This window comes from Bradyrhizobium sp. RDI18 (assembly GCF_043203335.1).
Lineage (GTDB): Bacteria > Pseudomonadota > Alphaproteobacteria > Rhizobiales > Xanthobacteraceae > Bradyrhizobium > Bradyrhizobium retamae.
Genome location: NZ_JBICRN010000008.1, coordinates 142,372 through 164,622, shown reverse-complemented (window position 1 = coordinate 164,622; position 22,251 = coordinate 142,372). Strand labels below are relative to the sequence as shown.

The window sequence follows — 22,251 nt, the reverse complement described above, 5'->3', positions numbered from 1 at the left end:
ATCTGTCCAGCTCTGGTATTGACGTGTACGCACGTGACGTTGCCATCGCCAGCCGCCGATGACATGATCGATGCTAACGAGACAATTTTCGCATAGCGAAACAATCTGAGGGGAAAATTATGACTTACCGCTTGAAGGCGCTCGCGCCGCTCGCCCTTGCAGGCATCTCATGGCTGACGTTGCCGGCGGCTTATGCGGACGACGTCAAGCTGCCGCCGACCATGGTCGTCACCGCCTATGACACCGGAACCGCAGGCTTCAACATCGCCGTCGGCGTTGGCAAGATGATGAAGGACAAATACGGCACCGACGTCCGCGTGCTGCCGGCCGGCAACGACGTGGCGCGACTGGCGCCGCTGCGCGCCAAGCGCGCGGCCATGTCCGCGATGGGTTCCGGCACCTATTTCGCTCAGGAAGGCGTGTTCGAATTCGGTACCAAGGAATGGGGTCCGCAGCCGCTGCAACTCGTGCTGTCCACGGTCGATTGCAACGCCGCCACGCTCGGCGTCGCAAAGGATTCCGGTGTGACCGAGATCAAGCAGCTCAAGGGCAAGAGCGTGGGCTTTGTGGTCGGTTCGCCGGCGCTGAATCAGAACGCGCTCGCCATTCTGGCTTTCGGCGACCTCAAGCAAAGCGACGTCAAGGTCGTCGAGTTCTCGAGCTACGGCGCGATGTGGAAGGGTATGATCAACAACGACGTCGACGCTGCTTTCGCCACCACCATCACCGGCCCGGCGAAGGAACTCGAGACATCACCGCGCGGCATCATCTGGCCGCCCTTGCCCCACAACGACAAGGCCGGGTGGGAGCGCGTGAAAAAGGTTGGCTCGTTCTTCTTCCCGCACGTCGCGACCTGCGGCGCCGGCATCTCCAAGGACAAGCCGATCGAGCTCGGCAACTATCCCTACCCGATTTTCATGGCATACGGGACGCTGCCTGCCGACGAGGTCTATGCCATCACCAAGGCGATGATCACGGGCTACGACGCCTATAAGGATTCCGCGCCGGGCGCGGCTGGTCTTGCGGCCGACCGGCAGACCAAGAACTGGGTGGTTCCGGTGCATCCCGGCGCCGCGAAGGCGCTGAAGGAAGCCGGTCAATGGACCGACGCACAGGAAGCCTACAACAAGGAATTGCTGAAGCGCCAGCAAGTGCTGGCCGCCGCATGGACGGACTACGGCAAGTCCAGCCCGCCATCGGATGACAAGGCGTTTCTCGAAGGCTGGATGAAGGCGCGGGCCGCGGCGCTGGCAAAGGCGAGCATGCCCAACGGCTTTGAATAGCGCTGCTAAACTCGCCTTGGGGCCTAAGGCGAATACCGTCTAGGGGGAATGATGTCACCTGCTGCGAGTGATAGCGTAGCCGCGCCTGCAAAACGAATTGAGTTCGACGACCCGCATGCCAACATGCAGGAAGCCGAAGTCACGCGGGTGCGGACATTGCGCGGGGCGTGGCGCTGGGCGCTGGTGGTTGCAACCGCGGTAACCATCCTGCTGTGCATCAACCAGCAATTCTCCCTGCGCTTCTTCCTCGGCTACACCCAACTCAACACCGAGTACTTCTATCTCCTGATCGCGCTGATGCTGCCGTTCACGTTCCTGATCTTTCCGGGGACCGGGAGCGCGCCGCTCGATCGAATTCCCTGGTATGACATCCTGCTTTTTGTCGCCACTTTCGCCTGCGCAATCCTCCTGATGCGCAGCGTCCGCAAGGCGGCGGAAGCCGGTTGGGAATTCGGCGGCGCGCCGACCTACGTGATCGTCGCCGGCGTCATCATGTGGGTCGTGCTGATGGAGGCGTTGCGGCGCACCGGCGGCTGGAGCCTGCTGCTGAGCGTGCTGCCGTTTACGGTGTATCCCCTGTTCGCCGATGCGACGTGGCTGGGGCCGTTTCGCGGCACCCAATCGACACTCGAACAAGCGACCGCGTATCACGTGCTTTCGGGCGAAAGCCTGCTCGGCATTCCGATCCAGGCCTTTGCAGATACCGTGATCGGCTTTCTGGTGTTCGGCACGGCGCTGATGATGACGGGCGCCGGGAAATTCTTCATCAACCTTTCGTTTGCGATGTGCGGCACCTTCCGCGGCGGCGCCGCCAAGGTCTGCATCTTTGCCAGCGGCCTGCTCGGCATGATGTCGGGCTCGATCATCTCCAACGTGCTGACCGCCGGCACCATGACCATTCCCGTCATGAAGAAGAGCGGCTTCCGCGCCTCCTATGCCGCCGCGATCGAAGCCTGCGCCTCGACCGGTGCGGTGCTGGCGCCGCCGGTGATGGGCGCGACCGCGTTCGTCATCGCGCAGTTCCTCAACGTCAGCTATGCCGAGGTCGCAATTGCCGCGATCATTCCGGCGACGCTCTATTATGTCGGCCTGTTCATGCAGGTCGACTCCTATGCCGCCCGCCACGGGTTGAAGGGCATTCCGCGCGCCGAGTTGCCGAAGGTATGGGACACGATCAAGGAGGGCTGGTACTACGTTTTCGTCATCGCGCTGCTGATCGTGATGCTGCTCTACTTCAAGCGTGAGAGCCACGCGCCGTTCTACGCAACTGCGCTTCTTTTGGTGCTGAACCAGCTCTTCTCCAAGGATACCCGCTGGACGCTTGGGACGATCAGCAAGTTCCTCGAGGTCAACGGCCGCACATTCGTCGAGCTGGTCGGCATCCTTGCCGGTTGCGGGCTCTTGATCGGCGCGTTCTCGATGACCGGCGTGGTCTCGAGCCTCGCCAACGACCTGTTGCGGATCGCCGGCGACAACGCGCTCCTGCTGCTCGTGATGTGTGCCTTCACCAGCCTCGTGCTCGGGCTCGGGCTGACGACGACGGCCTGCTATATCTTCCTCGCCATCCTGGTGGCGCCTGCGCTGGAAAAACTCGGCCTCAACCGCATGGCGGTGCACATGTTCATCTTCTATTGGGGCATGCTGTCCTCGATCACGCCGCCGGTCGCCATCGCCTCCTTTGCCGCGGCCGGCATCGCCGGCTCGCCAGCAATGAAGACGGGGTGGGAATCGATGTGGGTCGGCAGCATCATCTATTTCATCCCGTTCTTCTTCGTGTTGAACCCGGCACTGGTGCTCCAAGGACCAAGCCCGTATCTCGAAGGGCTCGGACTGATGGCGCTGGCAGGCTTCGGCACGCTGTTCATCTGCGGCGGTATTCAGGGCTATCAGGTCTTTGTCGGCGATCTCAGAGCCGCAGACGCGTTGGAATGGCCACTGCGGGTGCTGCTTGTGATCGGAGGCTTCGTGATCGCGACACCCGGCGGCGGCATCATGCCGCTCTCACAATGGCAGATCACCTCTCTTGGATTGGCGATCCTGATCCCGACCGTTCTGATCGCGCTGGTGCTGGTGCGACGCCAGACCCTGGTGTCGGACCGGTTGCGCGCACCCTGATTGCGTTGCACAAGAAGAGGCGATGAAACCATTGCCTCTTCCGTTCACGGCAGGCCCTGCGACCTGGACCAGCTCGAAGCCGCCCTTGCTGCGGTTCCTGCACGCGTGCCACGCCGAATTCGCTGACGAAACCAGTGGCGCGGTTGCCGATTACATCCCCGAGCTGGGCAAAGCCGACCCTGCCCATTTCGGCATCAGCCTCGCCACCCTCGACGGCCATGTCTACGAGGTCGGCGACACGCAGGTCCCCTTCACCATTCAGTCGATGTCAAAGCCCTTCGTGTTCGCGCTGGCGCTCGACACGCTGGGGGCCGCACGGGTCGAGAGCGTCATCGGCGTCGAGCCGTCGGGCGATCCCTTCAACTCGATCCGCCTCAACGCCGAGAACCATCCCTTCAACCCCATGGTCAATGCCGGCGCGATCTCCTGCTCCGGCCTGATCCACGAGGCCAAGGGCGATGCGGCATTCGAATACATCAGGCAGGCGCTGGGCCGGTTTGCCGGGCGCGAGCTCGACGTCGATGGTGCCGTCTATGCTTCCGAAAGCGCGACCGGCGACCGCAACCGGGCGATCGGCTATCTCCTGCGCACCAACGCCGTCATCAAGGAGAACGTGGCCGCCGTCCTGGAGGTCTATTTCCGGCAATGCGCCATCCTGGTGACGGCGCGTGATATCGCGGTGATGGCGGCGACGCTCGCCAACCGCGGCATCAATCCCGTGACCGGCGAGCAGGTGATGACGCCGTATGCCATCTCGCGCACGCTTTCCGTGATGACGAGCTCCGGCATGTATGATTATGCGGGAGAGTGGATCTACCGGATCGGCATCCCCGCCAAGAGCGGGGTTGGCGGCGGCATCCTCGCGGCGCTCCCGGCGCGGCTCGGGCTTGGCAGCTATTCGCCGAAGCTCGACAAGCACGGCAACAGCGTGCGCGGCATCAAGGTCTGCGAGGCGCTATCGTCACATTACGATCTTCACATGCTTAACCGCAGCGACGACGCGCGGACCAGCATCATCGCCGACTACGACATCGGCAACAGCCCCTCGCGGCGCGTGCGGCGCGCGCAGGAGCAGAACATCCTCGCCGCCCACCACCAGGATGTTCGCGTGATCGAGCTGGTCGGGACGCTGTCGTTTTCAAACGTCGACTACGTCTCGCGCCAGCTTGCGGCCAGGCCCCGCCCGCAATTGGTCATTTTCGACCTGCGCCGCGTCACCGCCATGACCCGCGCTGGCGCCCGCCTGCTCGCCGAGGAATTCCGCGAGCTCGCCGCGCACCACGTCACGGTGGTTCTGTCCGGCATCAGGCGCTCGTCGCCGGACTGGAAGATGATCGCGGAATGGACCGAAGGCCTCACCAATATCCGCAACTATTACCTGCTCGACGCCGCCATCGAATGGTCGGAAGACCAACTCGTCTATCGCTACGGCGGCGCCATCGACTTCTTCGAGGCGACCGAACTCTCCGAGCAATCGCTGCTGGCGGGGCTGACGGCGGAGGAATTGACCGATCTCGCCTCGCTCGCGTCGATCCGGACCTATCAGGCGAGCGAAAAGATCATCGCCGCCGGCGATCCCGCCGATTCCTGTTCTTTCTCAGGAGCGGCGTGGTGCATGTCACCCTGCCCGACGGAATCAGGCTGGCGACGCTAACGGCGGGCATGCCGTTCGGCGAGATGGCGCTGTTGGAGCCGCGCCGCTCCGCCGACGTCTTCGCCGACATGGCCGCGAGCGCTTACGACATCCCCTTGCGCGATTTCGAACGTTTCCGAAAGCAGCATCCGCGCGCCGGCGAGCGCATCATGCGCAACCTCGCGCAATTGCTGGCCGATCGCCTGATCCTCGCCAACGCCCGGCTGAACCTGCTAACGTCGGGTTAGACTTCCGTGTCCCGGACGCGGTGCAGCGTGAAACGCTGCTCTACAGAGCCGGCACCATCAACCGCAGCATGGACCCCGGATCAGCAGCGCACCGCTTCGCGCTGCGCAGCGTCCGGGGAACGCCGCGTGGCTCTCTCCCGTGCTACGCCCCCGCCTTCCCTCGTCCGTTCTTCTCGGCCGCACGCCGCAAGGCCTCCGCCAGCGCGCCGCCCTGCTCCTGCGGCTTGCGCGGTGATGACGACGTCATCGACGCCTTGGAGTACTCGCGCATCTTGCTGTCAGACAGTTTGGGGCCCTTGGCGCCGACTTCGTCGTCGAGCCGCAGCGTCAGCGCGATGCGCTTGCGGGCAACCTCGACTTCCAGCACCTTGACCTTGACGATGTCGCCCGGCTTCACCACCTCGCGCGGGTCCTTGATGAAGTTTTTTGACATCGCCGAGATGTGCACCAACCCGTCCTGATGCACGCCGATATCGACGAAAGCGCCGAACGCCGCCACGTTGGTAACGGTGCCTTCCAGGATCATGCCGCGCTTGAGATCCTTGATCTCCTCGACACCCTCCTTGAACACCGCGGCCTTGAACGCCGGGCGCGGGTCGCGGCCGGGCTTTTCCAGTTCGCGCAGGATGTCAGTCACCGTCGGCAGGCCGAAGGTTTCGTCGACAAAGGCCTGCGGCTTCAACTGGCGCACGACATCGGCATTGCCGATCAGCGCCTTAATATCGCTCTTGGTCGCGGCGAGAATCCGACGCACGACCGGATAGGCTTCGGGATGCACGCCGGAGGAATCCAGCGGGTCCTCGCCATTGTTGATGCGCAGAAAGCCGGCGCATTGCTCGAACGCCTTGGGTCCGAGCCGCGGCACTTCCTTGAGCGCCTTGCGCGACTTGAACGGCCCGTTGGCGTCGCGATGCTGCACGATGCTTTGCGCGAGCCCCGCACCGATGCCCGAGACCCGCGCCAGCAGCGGCGCGGAAGCGGTATTAGCATCGACGCCGACGGCGTTGACGCAGTCTTCGACCACGGCATCGAGCGAACGCGCCAGCTTGGCCTCGCCGAGGTCGTGCTGGTATTGGCCGACGCCGATTGCCTTCGGATCGATCTTGACGAGTTCGGCGAGCGGATCCTGCAGGCGCCGCGCGATCGACACCGCGCCGCGCAAGGTGACGTCGAGCTCCGGCAGCTCTTCCGATGCAAAGGCTGAGGCGGAGTAGACCGACGCGCCAGCCTCCGACACCACGATCTTCGACATCTTGAGATCCGGCAGCAGCTTGACGAGCTCGGTCGCCAATTTGTCGGTCTCGCGCGAGGCGGTGCCGTTGCCGATCGCGATGAGCTCGACGCGATGCGCGACCGCGAGCTTTCCGAGCGTCGCCAGTGCCGCATCCCATTGCCGCTGCGGCTCGTGCGGATAGATCGTTGTGGTCGCCACCACCTTGCCCGTCGCATCGACGATCGCGGTCTTGACGCCGGAGCGGTAGCCGGGATCCAGCCCCATGGTGACACGGGCGCCGGCCGGCGCCGCCAGCAGCAGATCGCGCAGGTTCGAGGCAAAGACCCGCACGCCCTCGGTCTCGGCGGCCGTCCACAACCGCATCCGCAGGTCGATGTTGAGATGCACCTGGATCTTGGTCCGCAACGCCCAGCGCGCGGTGTCGATCAGCCAGCGGTCACCCGGGCGCTTCTGATCGGTGATGCCAAAGCGCTGCATGATCTTCAATTCATAGGCGCTGGGGACGCCGGCCTCGGGTACATTGGCCTCGGGCTGGATCTGCAGCTCCAGAATTTCTTCCTTCTCGCCGCGGAACAGCGCAAGGATGCGGTGTGAAGGCAGCTTGTGCAGCGACTGGTTGAAATCGAAATAGTCCTTGAACTTCTCGCCTTCGAGCTTCTTGCCCTTGCGCACCGTGGAGATCATCAGCGCGCTGGTCCACATCTCCTCGCGCAGCCGTCCGATCAGGTCGGCGTCTTCGGCGAATCGCTCCACCAGAATGGCGCGGGCGCCTTCGAGGGCGGCTGCGACGTCCGCCACCTGCTTTTCGGCGTCGACAAAGCCGGCAGCGACGACCTGCGGATCGTTCTGCGGCTGGGTCAGCAACAGCTCGGACAGCGGCTCGAGTCCGGCTTCCTTGGCAATCTCGGCCTTGGTGCGGCGCTTCGGCTTGAACGGCAGATAGATATCTTCCAGGCGGCCCTTGGTGTCGGCCGCCATAATCTGTGCTTCCAGCGCGGCATCGAGCTTGCCCTGCTCGCGGATCGAATCGAGGATCGCCACCCGCCGCGCTTCGAGTTCGCGCAAGTAAGTCAGGCGCTCTTCCAGGGTGCGCAACTGCGCGTCATCGAGCCCGCCGGTGATTTCCTTGCGGTAGCGCGCCACGAACGGCACCGTGGCGCCGCCGTCCAGCAGTTCGACCGTCGCCGCGATCTGCTCCTCGCGAACGCCAAGCTCTTGCGCAATCTGTCGATTGATATTTGCCACGCGACCTCTTTCCAAAGCCGATTGCGGCGGGAGGACCGGCCGCGGGGACGCCGCTTATGGACCATCTCGGATCGATTTTTCAACCCGCCGCACGAAAGAAATTGATCTGTGGATCGGCCCACCGGCCAACAACGCGCATGCGGGATTTGCAAGGGAGAAAACACGCCGAGATAGGGGTGGATTGATGGCCTTGTAATGTGTAAACGGGCGCTCCCTCCCGGAGCTCCCATGTCGATCTGCGGTCTTGATTTCGGAACGTCGAACACGACGCTCGGCACCATGGAAGGCCGGGCGCCGGTTCTGATGGCGCTGGAAGCGGCGCACAGCACGATTCCCAGCGCGATCTTCTATGAGGCGGATGGCAGCGTTCTGATCGGCCGCAGGGCCATGGAAGCCTATGTCGAAGGCACAGCCGGCCGCCTGATGCGCAGCCTCAAATCGGTGCTCGGCACCTCGCTGATCGAGGAAACCACCCGGCTGGGCCGAGCGCGGTCAGCTTTCGCGATGTGATTGCCTATTACCTCGGCGCGGTCAAACGTCGCGCGGAACAGGCTACGGGCCGCCAACTGCGCCATGTCGTCCATGGCCGTCCCGTGCATTTCGTCGATAATGCGCCAGATGCCGACCGCAAGGCGGAGCAAACTTTGCGATCGATTGCACAGGGAATCGGCTTTGACGAAGTCACGTTTCAGTTCGAACCGATTGCGGCGGCGCTGGACTATGAGCGGCAAATCACCTCCGAGGAACTGGCATTGATCGCCGATATCGGCGGCGGCACGTCGGACTTTTCGATCGTGCGGCTGGGTCCCGAACGCCACGGCAAGGCCGATCGTACAGCCGATATTCTCGCCAATGATGGCGTCCGCATCGGTGGCACCGATTTCGACCGTCAGCTCAGTCTCGGCGTGGTGATGCCGCTGTTCGGATTCCGCAGCGCCATGAAGCGCGCCGGGCTCGACGTGCCCTCGAGTTATTTTCACGACCTCGCCACCTGGTCGAACATCAACCGCATGTATGAGCCGCGCGTGATGGCCGATATCCGCCAGGTACGGCAGCAGGCGGCCGAGCCGGGGCTTCTCGACCGGCTGATCCGCGTGGTCTACGAGCAGCGCGGCCATACGCTGGCAATGGAAATCGAGGATGCCAAGATCGCCCTGTCCGAGAAGCACCGGGCGGACATTCCGCTGGAATGGGTTGTCCCCGGTCTCAGTGCCAACATCGGCCGCCCCGACCTCGTCAGCCATACCAGGCAGTTGGCCGATCGCATCGCGGCACGTATCAGGAACTGCCTCGTTCAGGCGGGATTGGCCGCTGAAGCTATCGACTCCGTGTTCCTGACCGGCGGCTCGGTAAAACTCGCCCACGTCCACAAGGCGATCACCCAGGCCGTGCCGTCGGCCCGCGTCGTCGAAGGCGACATCTTTGGCGCCGTCGGCAAGGGACTGACGCTGGAGGCGCTGCGGCGATACGGCCCGGCGAATTGAGATCCGCGGTTCGCGGACCAACCGCCGCTCACCCCACCACTTCCGTCACCGGCTGCATGTCGATGGCAAAGGTTTCCAGAAATTTCGACGTCATGATGTAGAAGCCGACCGAAAGCTGCAGTTCGACCAATGCGGCCGGCGTCAGCTTGGCGGCAATCGCGTTGAAAGTTGCGTCCGTCGGCTTGTGACGCCTGACGATCTCGTCGGTGAAGGCGAGCGCGGCGCGCTGCACGTCGTTGAAGCAGGTCGCCGCTTCCCAGTTTTCCAGCGCCTCGTTCTGCTCGTCGGTCACGCCGACGTTCTTGCCAATTCGCTTATGGGCGACGATCTCGTAAGGCGCCTCGCACAGGATGCCGGTGCGGGTGATGGCGAGCTCGCGCACGATCGGGTCCAATTCGCCCTTGTGCCTGATGGCCCCGCCCAGCCGACAGTATTGTTCGAGGTAGCTCGGCGAGTGCGCCATCATCCGGAAGATGTTCGCATTGCGGTTTTTGCCGAGCAGTTCGCGGGTGCGATCGTTGTGCCTGGCAGGATCGCTGTATTCGATGCGGGCCATTCGTCACCTTGGGCTTTGGATTTTCTGATTTGCCGACAGAGAGATCATGCACTGCAGCAGGGAGCCGATCAACCGTCGAAACGTTGCGGTCGCAGGTTGGGCCTACGCTCAAGCCGTCAAACACGCTCCAAAAAACTCCCTTTCTCGTGCACAAACCGGCTGCGAGCGAGCCAAATTGCCGCCTCAATGCTGGTCGATTCTCAGCACTGTCGATATTCGCTGAGTGGGGACTCAAAGGAGCGAATACTCGTCGCGGGGTGTTCCGAGTAAAACCAAACTGAGCTCATCAGGCCTTCACGGGCAAGGATGACTCATGCCCAAGTCTAGGGAGTTAGGCATGAAGGAAGCCACCAGGAAGGCGGCCTCGGAAGCGCTTGCGCAGATGCTGGCGGTAACAGCGATGCTCGTCATCGCCAGCGTTGTGTTCTACTGGCACTGAATGTTGACGCGTCGAAGCACTCAGATTTTTCACCCGTTCCGCGTAATTCTGGGTTGCTTCGTTGCGTGAGCATTGCACCTGACACTCACCTCGTTTTCTCGAAATACGGGACCAACCTTCCCGCAAACAGCCGATAGCTCGCCGTAACTTTGTCGCCGATCGCGAGATCATTGGCGCCATGGGCCATCATGCGAAAGCCCTCGGCCGCATCGACCAGCACGATATTGTAGGGAACGTGGGCGCGGGTTTCCGGCGTCGCGGCGCGGCAGACCAGCGACGTCGCATAGACCATCGCTCTCCCGCTGGCGCGCTTCTCGACCGGATCAGGTGCGCCACAGGCGGCGCAGAAGCTGCGGTGGAAATACTGCGCCTTCCCGCAGGCACCGCAGGATTGATAGACGGTGGCCTCGGCGCCCTTGGTCCAGTCAGCGAGTTTTTCGCTCATCGCACCCGCTCCAGGAACATGCTGACGTGTGACGACAACACGCCGCCATCGCCATGCAACAGGGCGATCGAGGCATCGCGGACCTGCCGGGGGCCGGCACGCCCGGTCATCTGCAGATGCGTCTCGACGAGATGCGCCATCGCGCCACCGACGCCGCAATGGCCGTAGCTCAGTAGCCCGCCATGGGTGTTGAGTGGCATGGCGCCGTTGCGGCCAAAATGCCCTGCCCGCACCCGCGCGGCCGCCTCGCCGCGCCGGGCAAGGCCGAGATCTTCCAGCAGCATCGCCAGCGTGATGGTGAAGCTGTCATAGACCGCGGCGTAACGCACGTCCGAGATCGCGAGACCGGATGCGGCCTTGGCCTTGGCGACAGCGATCTCGGCACCGAGTTTGCTTAGAGCTGGCGCAGCCGTGACGTGCTGATGGGTATGCGCCTGCGCACAGCCGCGCACGCGAATGCCGGCCGAGCCGGTGCGTTCGCGGCTGACGACGAACGCCGCGCCGCCATCCGACACCGGGCAGCAATCCAGCAGCTTCAGCGGCATCGCCACCGGCTTTGAGGCCATTACGTCGGCGACGGTGATTGGTTCGTGGAACTGCGCACCGGGATGGGTCAAGGCGTGTGCGCGCATCAGAACCGCGAACTCGGCGAGATCTTCCTCGGTGACGCCGTATTCGTGCATGTAGCGCGAGGCAACGAGGCCGTAATAGGCGGGGATAGTCGGCCCCAGCGGCACCTCGTAATTGGGGTGGCCGACCTGCGCCAGCGCCTGGATCGAGGCATCGCGGCTCTGGCCGGTGAGACGATTTTCGCCGCCGACCAGCAGCACATGCCTGGCCACACCGGCGTCGACCAGATGATGCGCCAGCATGGTCATCGCAAGCCCGGTGGCGCCGCCGACCTGCACGGCATGGGCGTAGGACGGCTGGATCCCAAAATGCTCGGCGAACACGGTTGCGAGCATGATGTGCGGCGACACTGTCGAATAGCCGCAAAGAATGCCGTCGATCTCGGATCGCTTCAGCCCGGCGTCGGTGATGGCAAGCTCGGCGGCCTGGCTCATGAGATCGAGCGAGGACGAGCCTTCGTGCTTGCCATAGGACGTCAGTCCGACGCCGGTGATGAAGCTCATAATTGTTCCGTTTCTCTCGCCGTCATTCCGGGGCGCGTTGAAGACGCGAACCCGGAATGACGTTGTGGAGAGGCCGATTTCCCATCCTCAATACGACTTCGGCAGTCCCAGCACTTTCTCGGCAATAAAACTGAGAATAAGCTGCGGGCTGATCGGCGCGATGCGCGGGATCAGCGATTCCCGCAAATAGCGCTCGACGTGATATTCCTTGGCGTAGCCGAAACCGCCGTGCGTCATCACCGCCTGCTCGCAGGCGTGGAAGCCGGCTTCGGCGGCGAGATATTTCGCGGCGTTGGCGGCCGGTCCGCACTGCATGCCCTGGTCGTATTGCCAGCCGGCCGAGAGCACCATCAGCCACGCGGCTTCTAGTTCCATCCAGTTCTTCGCCAAGGGGTGCTGGATGCCCTGGTTCATGCCGATCGGACGATTGAACACGATACGGTTCTTCGCATAGGCCGCGGCCCGCGACAGCGCGACCTGGCCGAGACCCACCGCTTCCGCCGCGATCAGGATGCGCTCGGGGTTCATGCCGTGCAGGATGTATTCGAAGCCACGGCCTTCCTCGCCGAGGCGGTCCTCTACCGGAATTTCAAAATTCTCGAAGAACAGTTCATTGGAATCGACAGGCTTGCGGCCCATCTTCTCGATCTCGTGCACGGTGACACGCTGCTTGTCGAAATCCGTATAGAACAGGCTCAGGCCGTGGGTGGGGTTCTTCACCTCTTCCAGCGGCGTGGTGCGCGCCAGCAGCAGGATCTTGTTGGCGACCTGCGCGGTGGAAATCCAGACCTTCTGGCCGTTGACGACATATTTGTCACCCTTGCGCACCGCCCGGGTTTTCAACTGCGTGGTGTTGAGCCCGGTGTTGGGCTCGGTCACCGCAAAGCAGGATTTGTCGCGGCCGTCGATGATCGGCGGCAGCATGCGCGTGCATTGCTCCTTGGTGCCGAACACGACGACGGGATTGAGCCCGAACACGTTCATGTGCACGGCGGACGCACCCGACATGCCGGCCCCGGATTCCGCAATCGTCCGCATCATGATTGCAGCGTCAGTGATGCCCAACCCCGACCCGCCATATTCCTCGGGGATACAGATGCCGAGCCAGCCGGCGTCCGCCAGCGCGCGGTGGAAGTCGGCGGGGTAGCCGCCTTCCTTGTCCTTCTTCAGCCAATAGGCATCGTCGAAGCGCGAACAGATTTTGCCGACCGCGTCGCGGATCGATTCCTGGTTGGCGGATAGCGCGAAATCCATGTGTCCGTCCTATGTGTTTGGCACGGCCTTGGTGACACCGTCGCGTACCAAAGCGGCAATTTCGTCCGCCGAAAAACCCGCTTCGCTGAGGATTTCCGCGCTGTGCTCGCTGAGGCGCGGTGCCAGCCGCTTCGTTTCGACCGGCGTTTCGGAAAATCGTGCCGATGGCCTCATGTTGCGGATGCGGCCCTCGGTTGGATGATCGACGACCGGGAAGAAATCGGTCGCGACGATGTGGGGATCGCCGAGCAGGCTCTCGAGATCATGCATCGGCATGACCGGCACGTCGGCCTTCTCCAGGATCGCCAACCATTCGGCGGTGGTTTTGGTCTGGAGGATGCGCGCCAGCTCGGCATAGACAGCGTCGATATTGGCGGCGCGGCCGGCGAAGGTCGCAAATTTCGGATGGACGCGAAGGTCGTCGCGCCCGGTGGCATCGAAGAAGTTTTGCCACTGCTTGTCGTTGTAGACGATGACGCAGATATAGCCGTCGGAGGTCTTGTAGGGCCGACGGTCCGGCGACAGGTGCCGGGCATAGCCGCCCTTGTCGAGCGGCGGCTCATAGGTGAGTCCGCCCATGTGGTCGCCCATCACGAAACCGGCCATGGTTTCGAACATCGGAATATCGACGCGCTGGCCGCGCCCGGTCCGGTTACGATCGACGAGACTGGCGCAAATCGCGCCCACCGCGGTGAGCCCGACGATACGGTCGACCAGCGCATTGGGGACATAGCGCGGCACACCGTCTGCCGTTTGCGCCATCAGCGCCGGCAGTGCAGTCGCGCCCTGGATCAGGTCGTCATAAGCGGGTTTTGCTGCATAGGGCCCATCCTGGCCGAACCCGAATACGCCGGCGTAGATCAGGCGCGGATTGATTTTCGCGACCACGTCGTAGCCGAGGTTCAGCCGCGCCATTGCCTGCGGCCGCACATTGTAAACCAGCACGTCGGCGGATTTGATCAACCGCAGCACGGCGTCACGCCCCGCCGGCTTCTTCAAATCGAGGCAGATCGAGCGCTTGCTCCGGTTGGTGTTGAGGAACACCGGCCCCATGCCGGGATGGCGGGTCGGCCCGATCTGCCGCGTCACGTCACCGTCGAGCGATTCCACCTTGATGACATCGGCGCCGTAGTCGCCGAGCATCTGGGTGGCATAGGGCCCCATCAGCACGGTCGTCATGTCGATGACCTTGATGCCCTCCAATGGTCCCATGGATCAGCCTGCTCCCGAATTGTCGTTCCGGCAAGTAACGGCAGCGGATTGGGAAGATCAAGCGCGCCCGGCGTATGGACGTATGCACGGGACACCAAAATGGATGTCGTCCCTGCGAACGCAGGACCCATACGCCGTGTAGGCGGTGATTGCGGGAAGCTTTAGTTACTTTCGCCGTAACAGGGTGCCTCCAGCCTCACACTATGGTTTTGGGTCCCTACGAACGCAGGGACGACGAAAGTAGTGCTGGTTGGAGGTTACTTTTTCGACCTGGCGTCGCGTTCCCGGGTCAGCCGTTCCAGCTCTTCATTCTGCTGACTGAGCCGATCGGCGATGCGCGCTTCGTTCCGTTCGCCGGAGGCCGCGGCAGCCTGTTCGATCAACTGGCGGATGTTGTCTTCCAGAATCCTGATCCGGTTGTTCAGTTCTGCCTCTGACATCGAACGTTCGTTGCTCATAATGCACGCTCCGGAAAACTGTAGGGTGGGCAAAGCCACCGGGTCGCGCGAATGCGCGCCCGATGACAGGCTCCGCGTGCCCACCAGTCTCATCTCTCGGCACTCATGGCGGGCAAGGCGCAAGCGCGCCTTTTCCCACCCTACGATAGCACGTTCGCGGCTACTTCGCGGGCTCCAGCACGGAGACGTAGTTCGCCACCGCTGCGCCGCCCATGTTGAAGATGCCGGCAAGTTTTGGATTGTTGAGCTGCATGCCCTCGGGCGCCTGGCCGACGAGCTGCATCGCGGTCATCACGTGCATGGAGACACCGGTGGCGCCGATCGGGTGGCCCTTGGCCTTCAGGCCGCCGGATGGATTGACCGGCAGCTTGCCGTCCTTCTGGGTCCAGCCCTCCAGAATCGCGCGGGCGCCCTGCCCGCGCGGCGTCAGGCCCATCGCTTCATATTCGATCAGTTCTGCGACGGTGAAGCAGTCATGGGTCTCAACAAAGGAGAGATCGGAGAGCTGTACGCCGGCCTGCGCCAGCGCGCGCTGCCAAGCCACCGTGCAACCTTCGAACTGCAGGATGTCGCGTTTGGACATCGGCAGGAAATCCTGCGCGTGCGCGGTGGCGCGGAAATTCACCGCCTTGCCCATCGTCTTGGCGGTTTCGGAATCCGTCAGCACCAGCGCTGCCGCGCCGTCCGACACCAGCGAGCAGTCGGTGCGCTTCAGGGGGCCGGCGACATAGGGTTCTTCTCGCTCGCGGCGCGGCAGAACTCGAAGCCAAAATCCTTGCGCATCTGCGCATAGGGGTTGGCGACGCCGTTCTTGTGGTTTTTGGCCGCGATCATCGCCAGTGCGTCCGACTGGTCGCCATATTTCTGGAAATAGCTTTGCGCGATCTTGCCGAACACGCCGGCAAAGCCGCCGACGGTGTCGCCATCCTCGGGCAGATAGGACGCCTTCAGGAGGTAGCGTCCGATATCGGCCGACGGCGTCCGCGTCATCTGCTCGACGCCGACCACCAGCACGATCCTCGCGGCGCCCGAGGCGATCGCCCGGATACCCTGGTGCACCGCCGCCGAGCCGGTGGCGCAGGCATTTTCGACCCGCGTAGCCGGCTTGAAGCGCAGTTTCGGGTCGGCTTGCAGCACCAGCGAGGCGGTAAAATCCTGCGGCGAGAAGCCGGCATTGAAATGCCCGAGCACGATCTCGTCGACGTCTTCAGCCGATATGCCGGCGTCGGCAAGCGCATCGGTCGCAACCTTGACCACGAGGCTCTCGACGGTTTCCGCGTCGAACTTGCCGAATGGCGTGTGCGCCCATCCGACGATGCTGGCTGTCATGGTCGTTCTCCCTTATTTCGGTTCTGAAGGCTTTTGTAGCCTATCGGGGAACAGACTTCACGCCGGTTTCAACGATTTCATGGCCCGCGCGCACATGGCGGTTATGCCGCCCCAGTTCCCGGACCGGATGTCCGCCGCCGGACAAAGCCAGGAACCGCCCACCGCCACCACATTCGGCTCAGCCAGCCAGGTTGCGGCATTGGCCTCGCCGATGCCGCCAGTCGGGCAAACCCTGACATTCGGAAACGGCCCCGCCAGCGCCCGAAGTGCCTTGATACCGCCGGACTGTTCCGCTGGGAAGAATTTCACGATGTCGAAGCCGGCCGCCAGCGCCTGCATCAGTTCGGAAGCGGTCGCGATCCCCGGGGCAAATGGCAGGTCGCTCGCGGCGGCGGCTTTCAATAGCCCCGGCGTCGCGCCCGGGCTGATACCGAATTTGGCCCGGAGTGCGCGCGCCCGCGCCAAGTCGTCGGCGTTCAGGATCGTGCCGATGCCGACGATGGCGTCCGGCACCTCTGCGATCATGGCCTTGGCGGCATCCGCGGCGACCGGCGTCCGCAGGGTGACTTCCAGCACACGCACCCCACCTGCCACCAGCGCACGAGCGAGCGGCACCGCGTCTTCCAGCCGCTCGATGGTGAGCACCGGGATCACCGTCGCGGACTTGAAGATCGTGGCGAGCTGCTCCTGCCGTGCGGCTGCGGTCATGGCGATGCCTTGCGAGAATGAACGTGGTTCGGAATGAGGCCGGACGGCATCTCCGCGCGCGGAATGATCGCGCCGGGATGACATACCACAACGCCGGCTAGACGATGCCCGGCCCGCGCAGCTTCAAGCGGATCCGCACCAACGAGACGCGCGGCCACGTAGGCGGCCGCGAAACTGTCGCCGGCCGCTGTGGTGTCGACGACGGGCGCCTCCACCGGCTTGGCCTTGATCGGATAAGGCACGCCTTCCAGACGCACGATGCTCGCCGGCTCCGAGAGCTTCAATACCACCTCGGCGCCCGGAATCCGCGCCAGCAATGCTTCGTTGGTCCCCCCCGGATAGAGCGGCAGCAAATCCTCCGTGGAGGCCAGCACGATATCGGCAGCCGTGAAGGCCTCCTGAAAAACGGCGCGCGCAACATCGAGATCGGGCCAGCCGCGGGCGCGGAAATTGGTATCGAAAGCGAAACGCGCCCCATTGTCGCGCGCGCGGTTGAGAGCCGCAAACAGCCGCGTCCGCCCCTCCGCACCATATAGCGACAGCGTAATCGCCGAGAGATAGATCACGTCATAGCCAGCGAGCGCATCAAGGATCTCAGGCGTCTCCGGCAAATCCATCAGGCTGCGCGCGGCGGCGTTGTCGCGCCAGTGAAAGAACCGGCGTTCGCCCTTGTCGTCGGTCTCGATCATGTAGAGACCCGGCAGTTTGCCGGGCAGCCGAACCACGCGCTCCGTGCCGACACCCTCCGCGGCCCAGCCTGCTATCATCTCATCGCTAAGACTATCGTCGCCGAGCGCGGTGATGTAGTCGGCGCCAGCGCCGAGGCGCGCGAGATAGACGGCGGTATTGAGCGTATCGCCGCCGTAGCCGCGCGAATACAGGCCAGCCTCAGCCCCTTCGGCCTGCTTGAGCTCGACCATACACTCGCCGATGCAGGCTACCTTGCTCATGACCGCATCCGCATGACCGGGCGAGAAATCAACTCAGGCCGCGAACTTGCCGCCGAGTTCATCCTCGATATGAATCCGGATGATGTCGTCAAACGTCTTCTCGGCAGTGGTAAAGCCGAGCTTGAGTGCGCGGTCGGTGGAAAAATCCCGCGGCCAGCCAGAGACGATACCGATGATGGTCGGATCGGGCACGCGCTTGATGCGCGCGGTGACGTTCTTGCCGGCGACGCGATCGAGGGCCGCGATTTGTTCGCCGACGGTCACCGACATGCCGGGCATGCTGAGGTTGCGGCGCGGCCCCATCGCGTCGAGATCCATGGTGCCGGCGTGGACCAGAAAGCCCACCGCCGATTTCGGCGAGGCGTGCCAGTGCCGCACGTCTTCGGAGACCGGCAATACGGCCTCCTCGCCGGCGAGCGGCTCGCGAATGATGTTGGAGAAGAAGCCAGAGGCCGCCTTGTTCGGCTTGCCCGGCCGCACGCAGATCGTCGGCAGGCGGATCGAGATGCCGTCGAGCAGGTTCTTGCGGGTGTAATCGTTGATCAGGAGTTCGCAGATCGACTTCTGCGTGCCATAGCTCGTCAGCGGAGTATGGAAGAATTCGTCGCCGATCTTTTCCGGGAAAGGCGCGCCGAACACTGCGATCGAGGACGTGAACACCAGCCGCGGCTTGTAGCCGCCGCCGGCGTGGCGGATGGCATCGATCAGGTATCGCGTGCCGTCGAGATTGATGCGGTAGCCCTTGTCGAATTCGGCCTCGGCCTCGCCGGAAACGATCGCGGCGAGATGAAAGATCACGTCCGGTCGATGCGCGATCAGCGGCTCCGCCGCGCCGGGATCAGCAAAATCGGAAGCCACGACTTGAATCGGGATCGATGCGTTGGGCTTGGTGGGCGCCACCACGTCCTGCAGCGTCATTCGGGTGATGTCGTGCTTGCCGAGGCGGCCGTCGCGCAGCAACCGTTCGGTCAGCTTGCGGCCCACCATGCCGGCGGCGCCGAGAATCAGAATGTGCAAGACCCCTACTCCCTCTTCATACGTGGTCGTCCCGGCCTTGAGCCGGGACCCATACGCCGCGGCCGATGCGTTCAAGACGGGACGGTTGACGGCTTCGTCTCAACAATTGCCGCCGGTGATTATGGGTCCCTGCTTTCGCAGGGACGACAGCGATAGCTTGCTATTTCTTGATGCGGGCCTCTGGCATCACTCTTTCACGGCTCCCGTCATGGCCGACACATAGTGCTCGACGAAGAAGGCGTAAAGGATGACCAGCGGCAAGGAGCCCGCCAGCGCACCCGCCATCAGCGAGCCCCAGCGATAGATGTCGCCATCGACGAATTCGTTGACGATTGCGACCGGCACCGTCTTGTTGGAGGTCGATTGCAGGAACGTCAGCGCATAGATGAACTCGTTCCAGCACAGCGTGAAGCAGAAGATGAACGCCGAGATCAGTCCGGGAATCGCCAGCGGCAGCACGATTTTGATCAGGATCTGCCAGCGGCTGGCACCATCGATCAGCGCGCATTCCTCCAGCTCGAACGGGATGGTTTTGAAGTAGCCCATCAGCAGCCAGGTCGAGAACGGGATCAGGATGGTCGGATAGGTCAGGATCAACGCCATCGGCGAGTCGAACAGGCCGTACTGGAACACGACGGTGGCGAGCGGGATGAACAGGATCGAGGGCGGCACAAGGTAGGCCAGGAAGATCAGGCCGCCGACCAGGTTGGCGCCCTTGTAGCGGAGGCGAACGATTGCATAGGCGGCGAGCACGCTCGCAATGATCGACAGGATGGTGGCGCAGACCGCCACATACATCGTGTTCCAGAGCCACATCGGATAGTGGCTTTCGAACAGGAGCTTGTAAAAGTGCTTGAAGGTCGGATTCCAGGTCCAGAACGGGTTGTACCTGTCGAGATCGAGCAGTTGCTCGTCCGGTTTGATCGCCGTCAGCCCCATCCAGTAGAACGGGAACAGCAGGACGACGACGATGATCGACAGCGGCAGATAGAGCGTCACCATACGCCGGGGAACCGACTGCAGATAGCTCATACCCTCGCTGTGATCGTCCTTCGCGACCGTCGGCGCCGAGCTATGCAGTACAGCCTTGAGATCGATCTTAGAGGTGGGCAGGTCAGTCATTGCTTTCTCCCTGCTGCCACTTGCGGCGCTGCAGCCCGAACCAGGACACCATGATCGCGGCGAGCAGGAACGGAATCATCGCGCTTGCGATCGCCGCGCCTTCTCCCAATTGGCCAGCGATGATCGCACGCTGGTAAGACAAGGTCGCCATCAGATGAGTGGCGTTGACCGGGCCCCCCGCGTCATCGCCCAGATCAACTGGAAGTCGGTGAAGGTGAACAACACCGAGAATGTCATCACGACAGCGATGATCGGTGTCAGCAGCGGATAGGTGATGTGGCGGAACATCTGCCAGCGGGTGGCGCCATCCAGCGTCGCGGCCTCATAGAGCGACGGAGACACGGTCTGCAGGCCGGCCAGCAGCGTGATCGCCACGAACGGCACGCCGCGCCAGATATTGGCGAAGATTACGCAGATACGCGCCCATGTCGTGTCGCCGAGGAAATTGATATTCTCGGTGATCAGCCCCATCTGCTTCAGCGACCACGAGATGATCGAGAACTGCGAATCGAAAATCCACCAGAATGCCAGCGCCGAGAGCACGGTCGGCACGATGAAGGGGATCAGCACCAGCGCGCGTAGCATCGCCTTGAACGGCATGTTCTCGTTCAGGAGCAGCGCCAGATAGAGCCCGATGCCGAATTTGATCGCGCTGGCGACGAACGTGTACAAAAGCGTATTGAACACCGAGAGCCAGAAGATGGCGTCGTCCCACAGCCACTCGTAATTCTCGGTCCCGACATATGCCCCGACGCGACCGATGCGGGTGTCGGTGAACGAAAGCCAGATACCGAGGCCCAGCGGATAGGCCAGGAAGAAAATCAGGAACACCAGCGCCGGCACCATGAACCAGAAGCCCAACCAGTTACGGTTGTGCTTGAGCTGATCCCACGCGTTGGCCTCGCGAATCTCCGTCTTGGCGCGTCGTGGCGCGATTGCGATGTCAGCCATGGGCGATGTCCCGATTGAAAATGAATGGAGCGGACGGCGGTCACCCGCCATCCGCCCCGGTCTCGTTAGCGATAGATGCGCTTCAACTGCCGCTCGGTTTCCGCGATCGCGGTCTTGGCATCCTTGGCGCCGGTGCAGTAGTTGGCGAACATGTCGACCACCAGGAAGTCGGCGATCGCGGTTGCCGCCTTCTCACCCGGCGTACCGATGCCGGACGCAGGCAACGCGCGCTTGCTCGCCTGGCTGAACACCTGGTTCTTCGGATCCGCGGTCCAGACCGGCGAGTTATCGTAGGCATTGAGCGTGTGGGTGAGATAGCCGCGCGCGCCCATCAGCCACTTGTCGTAGTTTTCCTTCTCCAGCATGAAGGCGATGAAGGCCTTCGCGGCGTTCGGATATTTGGTGAACTTGAACGCCAGGATCGGCACGCAGAGCTGCAGTTCGGTCGGCTTCCCGATGGGACCGACCGGCCACAGCGCATGATACGTGTCTTCGGTGAGCTCCTTCTTGGTCGGATCGTCCTTGGCCGCGACATAGATCGAGATGCCGTTGGCGGTGCAATGCAGCTCGCCCGACAGAAACGCCTTGTTGTTCGACGAATCGTTCCACGACGCGACGCCGGGAATAAAGGTGTCGGACAGCGCCTTGCAGTATTCGAGCGCCTTCACCGTCTCGGGCGAGTTGATGATGACCTTGTTGTCCTTGTCGACGGTGTAGGCGCCGTGACCCCAGAGGATCCAGTGCAGCCAGGCATTGGCGTCGCCCGAGGCGTGGCCCAGCGGGAAACCGGCCGGCGTGTTGTTCTTCTTCAGCGCCTTGCACATTTCGAGGAAGCCCGGGAAGTCTTTCGGGAAATCCTTGAAACCGGCCTTCTCCACCGACGATTTGCGGTAGGTCATGTAGCCGCCGATGGTCGCGACCGGGATACCGAGCCAGTTGTCACCCTGCTTGCAGGTCACCGCCGCGGCTTCGGTCCATCCACCGTATTTCTTGCCGAGATAGTCGGCGACATCGTTCAACTGCAGCACTTGCGCCGGGAACAGTTGCGGCAGCGTGTGCAGGCCCCAGGCGAGGTCGAGACCCGAGCCGGTGTTGGCGGCAACGGACGCCTTCGGCTGCACGTCCTCGAACGACTCCGAGAACACGTTCATTTCGGTGCCGGTAGCGGTCTTGAACGCGGCGACCATGGCGTTGAAGGCGTCGTCTTCCGCCGGCACGAAGCGCTTCCAGCGCATCACTGTCAGCTTGGCGCCGGGCTCGGCCTTCCATGGCGAGGCTTGCGCCCAGGCCTTGGCGAAATCGAGCAGTGCCGGTCCGGTCAAGGCGCCGGCCGCAGCCAGTGCCGTGCCACCCTGAAGCAGAGAGCGGCGGGTAAAGTCGTGCATGGTCCATCCTCCCTTTGAATATCTTTTTTAGTTATTGCTCAGCCACTTTA

At 63.0% G+C, this 22,251-nt stretch carries 14 protein-coding genes and 4 pseudogenes; 4 read left to right on the top strand and 14 right to left on the bottom strand.

The window, feature by feature from the left end; genetic code table 11:
- Positions 1 to 119: 119 nt before the first annotated feature.
- The 3 genes and pseudogenes from ACFXS9_RS09395 (at position 120) to glsA (ending at position 5,279) form a co-directional block, all read left to right on the top strand.
- Positions 120 to 1,283: a TAXI family TRAP transporter solute-binding subunit gene (locus ACFXS9_RS09395; RefSeq protein WP_392687870.1), complete on the top strand. Its 1,164-nt coding sequence runs from the start codon at positions 120 to 122 to the stop codon at positions 1,281 to 1,283.
- A 51-nt stretch (positions 1,284 to 1,334) separates the two neighbouring features.
- A complete protein-coding gene (locus tag ACFXS9_RS09390) occupies positions 1,335 to 3,398 on the top strand; it encodes a TRAP transporter permease (protein ID WP_392699696.1) in 2,064 nt (687 codons plus the stop codon).
- Between the two features lie 22 nt (positions 3,399 to 3,420).
- A pseudogene (glsA, locus tag ACFXS9_RS09385) lies at positions 3,421 to 5,279 on the top strand (glutaminase A).
- Positions 5,280 to 5,421: 142 nt separating this feature from the next.
- On the opposite strand, the gene ACFXS9_RS09380 reads toward glsA, so the two are convergent.
- Positions 5,422 to 7,758, bottom strand: a complete 2,337-nt coding sequence (locus ACFXS9_RS09380; RefSeq protein ID WP_392687867.1) for a Tex family protein — start codon at positions 7,756 to 7,758, stop codon at positions 5,422 to 5,424.
- Positions 7,759 to 7,986: 228 nt separating this feature from the next.
- On the opposite strand from ACFXS9_RS09380, the pseudogene ACFXS9_RS09375 reads away from it, so the two are divergent.
- Positions 7,987 to 9,242, top strand: a pseudogene (locus ACFXS9_RS09375) (Hsp70 family protein).
- Between the two features lie 28 nt (positions 9,243 to 9,270).
- Here ACFXS9_RS09375 and ACFXS9_RS09370 read toward each other — a convergent pair.
- From ACFXS9_RS09370 to ACFXS9_RS09310, 13 genes and pseudogenes are all read right to left on the bottom strand, one after another.
- The gene (locus tag ACFXS9_RS09370) at positions 9,271 to 9,798 is read right to left on the bottom strand and encodes a carboxymuconolactone decarboxylase family protein (RefSeq protein WP_392687864.1); all 528 of its coding nucleotides are present in this window, start codon (positions 9,796 to 9,798) and stop codon (positions 9,271 to 9,273) included.
- A 524-nt stretch (positions 9,799 to 10,322) separates the two neighbouring features.
- On the bottom strand, positions 10,323 to 10,682 hold the full coding sequence (locus ACFXS9_RS09365) for a Zn-ribbon domain-containing OB-fold protein (RefSeq protein ID WP_392687862.1): 360 nt from the start codon (positions 10,680 to 10,682) through the stop codon (positions 10,323 to 10,325).
- Complete coding sequence (locus tag ACFXS9_RS09360) at positions 10,679 to 11,815, bottom strand: thiolase family protein (protein ID WP_392687859.1); 1,137 nt, start codon at positions 11,813 to 11,815, stop codon at positions 10,679 to 10,681. The genes ACFXS9_RS09365 and ACFXS9_RS09360 overlap by 4 nt, the downstream gene beginning before the upstream one ends.
- Before the next feature lie 87 nt (positions 11,816 to 11,902).
- On the bottom strand, positions 11,903 to 13,069 hold the full coding sequence (locus tag ACFXS9_RS09355) for an acyl-CoA dehydrogenase family protein (protein ID WP_028346638.1): 1,167 nt from the start codon (positions 13,067 to 13,069) through the stop codon (positions 11,903 to 11,905).
- Between the two features lie 9 nt (positions 13,070 to 13,078).
- On the bottom strand, positions 13,079 to 14,281 hold the full coding sequence (locus ACFXS9_RS09350) for a CaiB/BaiF CoA transferase family protein (protein WP_392687855.1): 1,203 nt from the start codon (positions 14,279 to 14,281) through the stop codon (positions 13,079 to 13,081).
- A gap of 257 nt (positions 14,282 to 14,538) precedes the next feature.
- Positions 14,539 to 14,739: a hypothetical protein gene (locus ACFXS9_RS09345; RefSeq protein ID WP_213285955.1), complete on the bottom strand. Its 201-nt coding sequence runs from the start codon at positions 14,737 to 14,739 to the stop codon at positions 14,539 to 14,541.
- A 160-nt stretch (positions 14,740 to 14,899) separates the two neighbouring features.
- Positions 14,900 to 16,068, bottom strand: a pseudogene (locus ACFXS9_RS09340) (acetyl-CoA acetyltransferase).
- Between the two features lie 57 nt (positions 16,069 to 16,125).
- Positions 16,126 to 16,776: a bifunctional 4-hydroxy-2-oxoglutarate aldolase/2-dehydro-3-deoxy-phosphogluconate aldolase gene (gene eda, locus ACFXS9_RS09335; RefSeq protein ID WP_392687852.1), complete on the bottom strand. Its 651-nt coding sequence runs from the start codon at positions 16,774 to 16,776 to the stop codon at positions 16,126 to 16,128.
- Positions 16,773 to 17,726 carry a sugar kinase gene (locus ACFXS9_RS09330; protein ID WP_392687850.1) on the bottom strand — a complete coding sequence of 318 codons (954 nt, stop codon included), beginning with the start codon at positions 17,724 to 17,726 and terminating at the stop codon, positions 16,773 to 16,775. The genes eda and ACFXS9_RS09330 overlap by 4 nt, the downstream gene beginning before the upstream one ends.
- Positions 17,727 to 17,759: 33 nt before the next feature.
- Complete coding sequence (gene denD, locus ACFXS9_RS09325; RefSeq protein WP_392687847.1) at positions 17,760 to 18,743, bottom strand: D-erythronate dehydrogenase; 984 nt, start codon at positions 18,741 to 18,743, stop codon at positions 17,760 to 17,762.
- A 186-nt stretch (positions 18,744 to 18,929) separates the two neighbouring features.
- On the bottom strand, positions 18,930 to 19,865 hold the full coding sequence (locus ACFXS9_RS09320; RefSeq protein ID WP_392687844.1) for a carbohydrate ABC transporter permease: 936 nt from the start codon (positions 19,863 to 19,865) through the stop codon (positions 18,930 to 18,932).
- Positions 19,858 to 20,816, bottom strand: a pseudogene (locus tag ACFXS9_RS09315) (carbohydrate ABC transporter permease). The gene ACFXS9_RS09320 and the pseudogene ACFXS9_RS09315 overlap by 8 nt, the downstream one beginning before the upstream one ends.
- Before the next feature lie 65 nt (positions 20,817 to 20,881).
- Complete coding sequence (locus tag ACFXS9_RS09310; protein ID WP_392687842.1) at positions 20,882 to 22,201, bottom strand: ABC transporter substrate-binding protein; 1,320 nt, start codon at positions 22,199 to 22,201, stop codon at positions 20,882 to 20,884.
- Between the last annotated feature and the right edge of the window lie 50 nt (positions 22,202 to 22,251).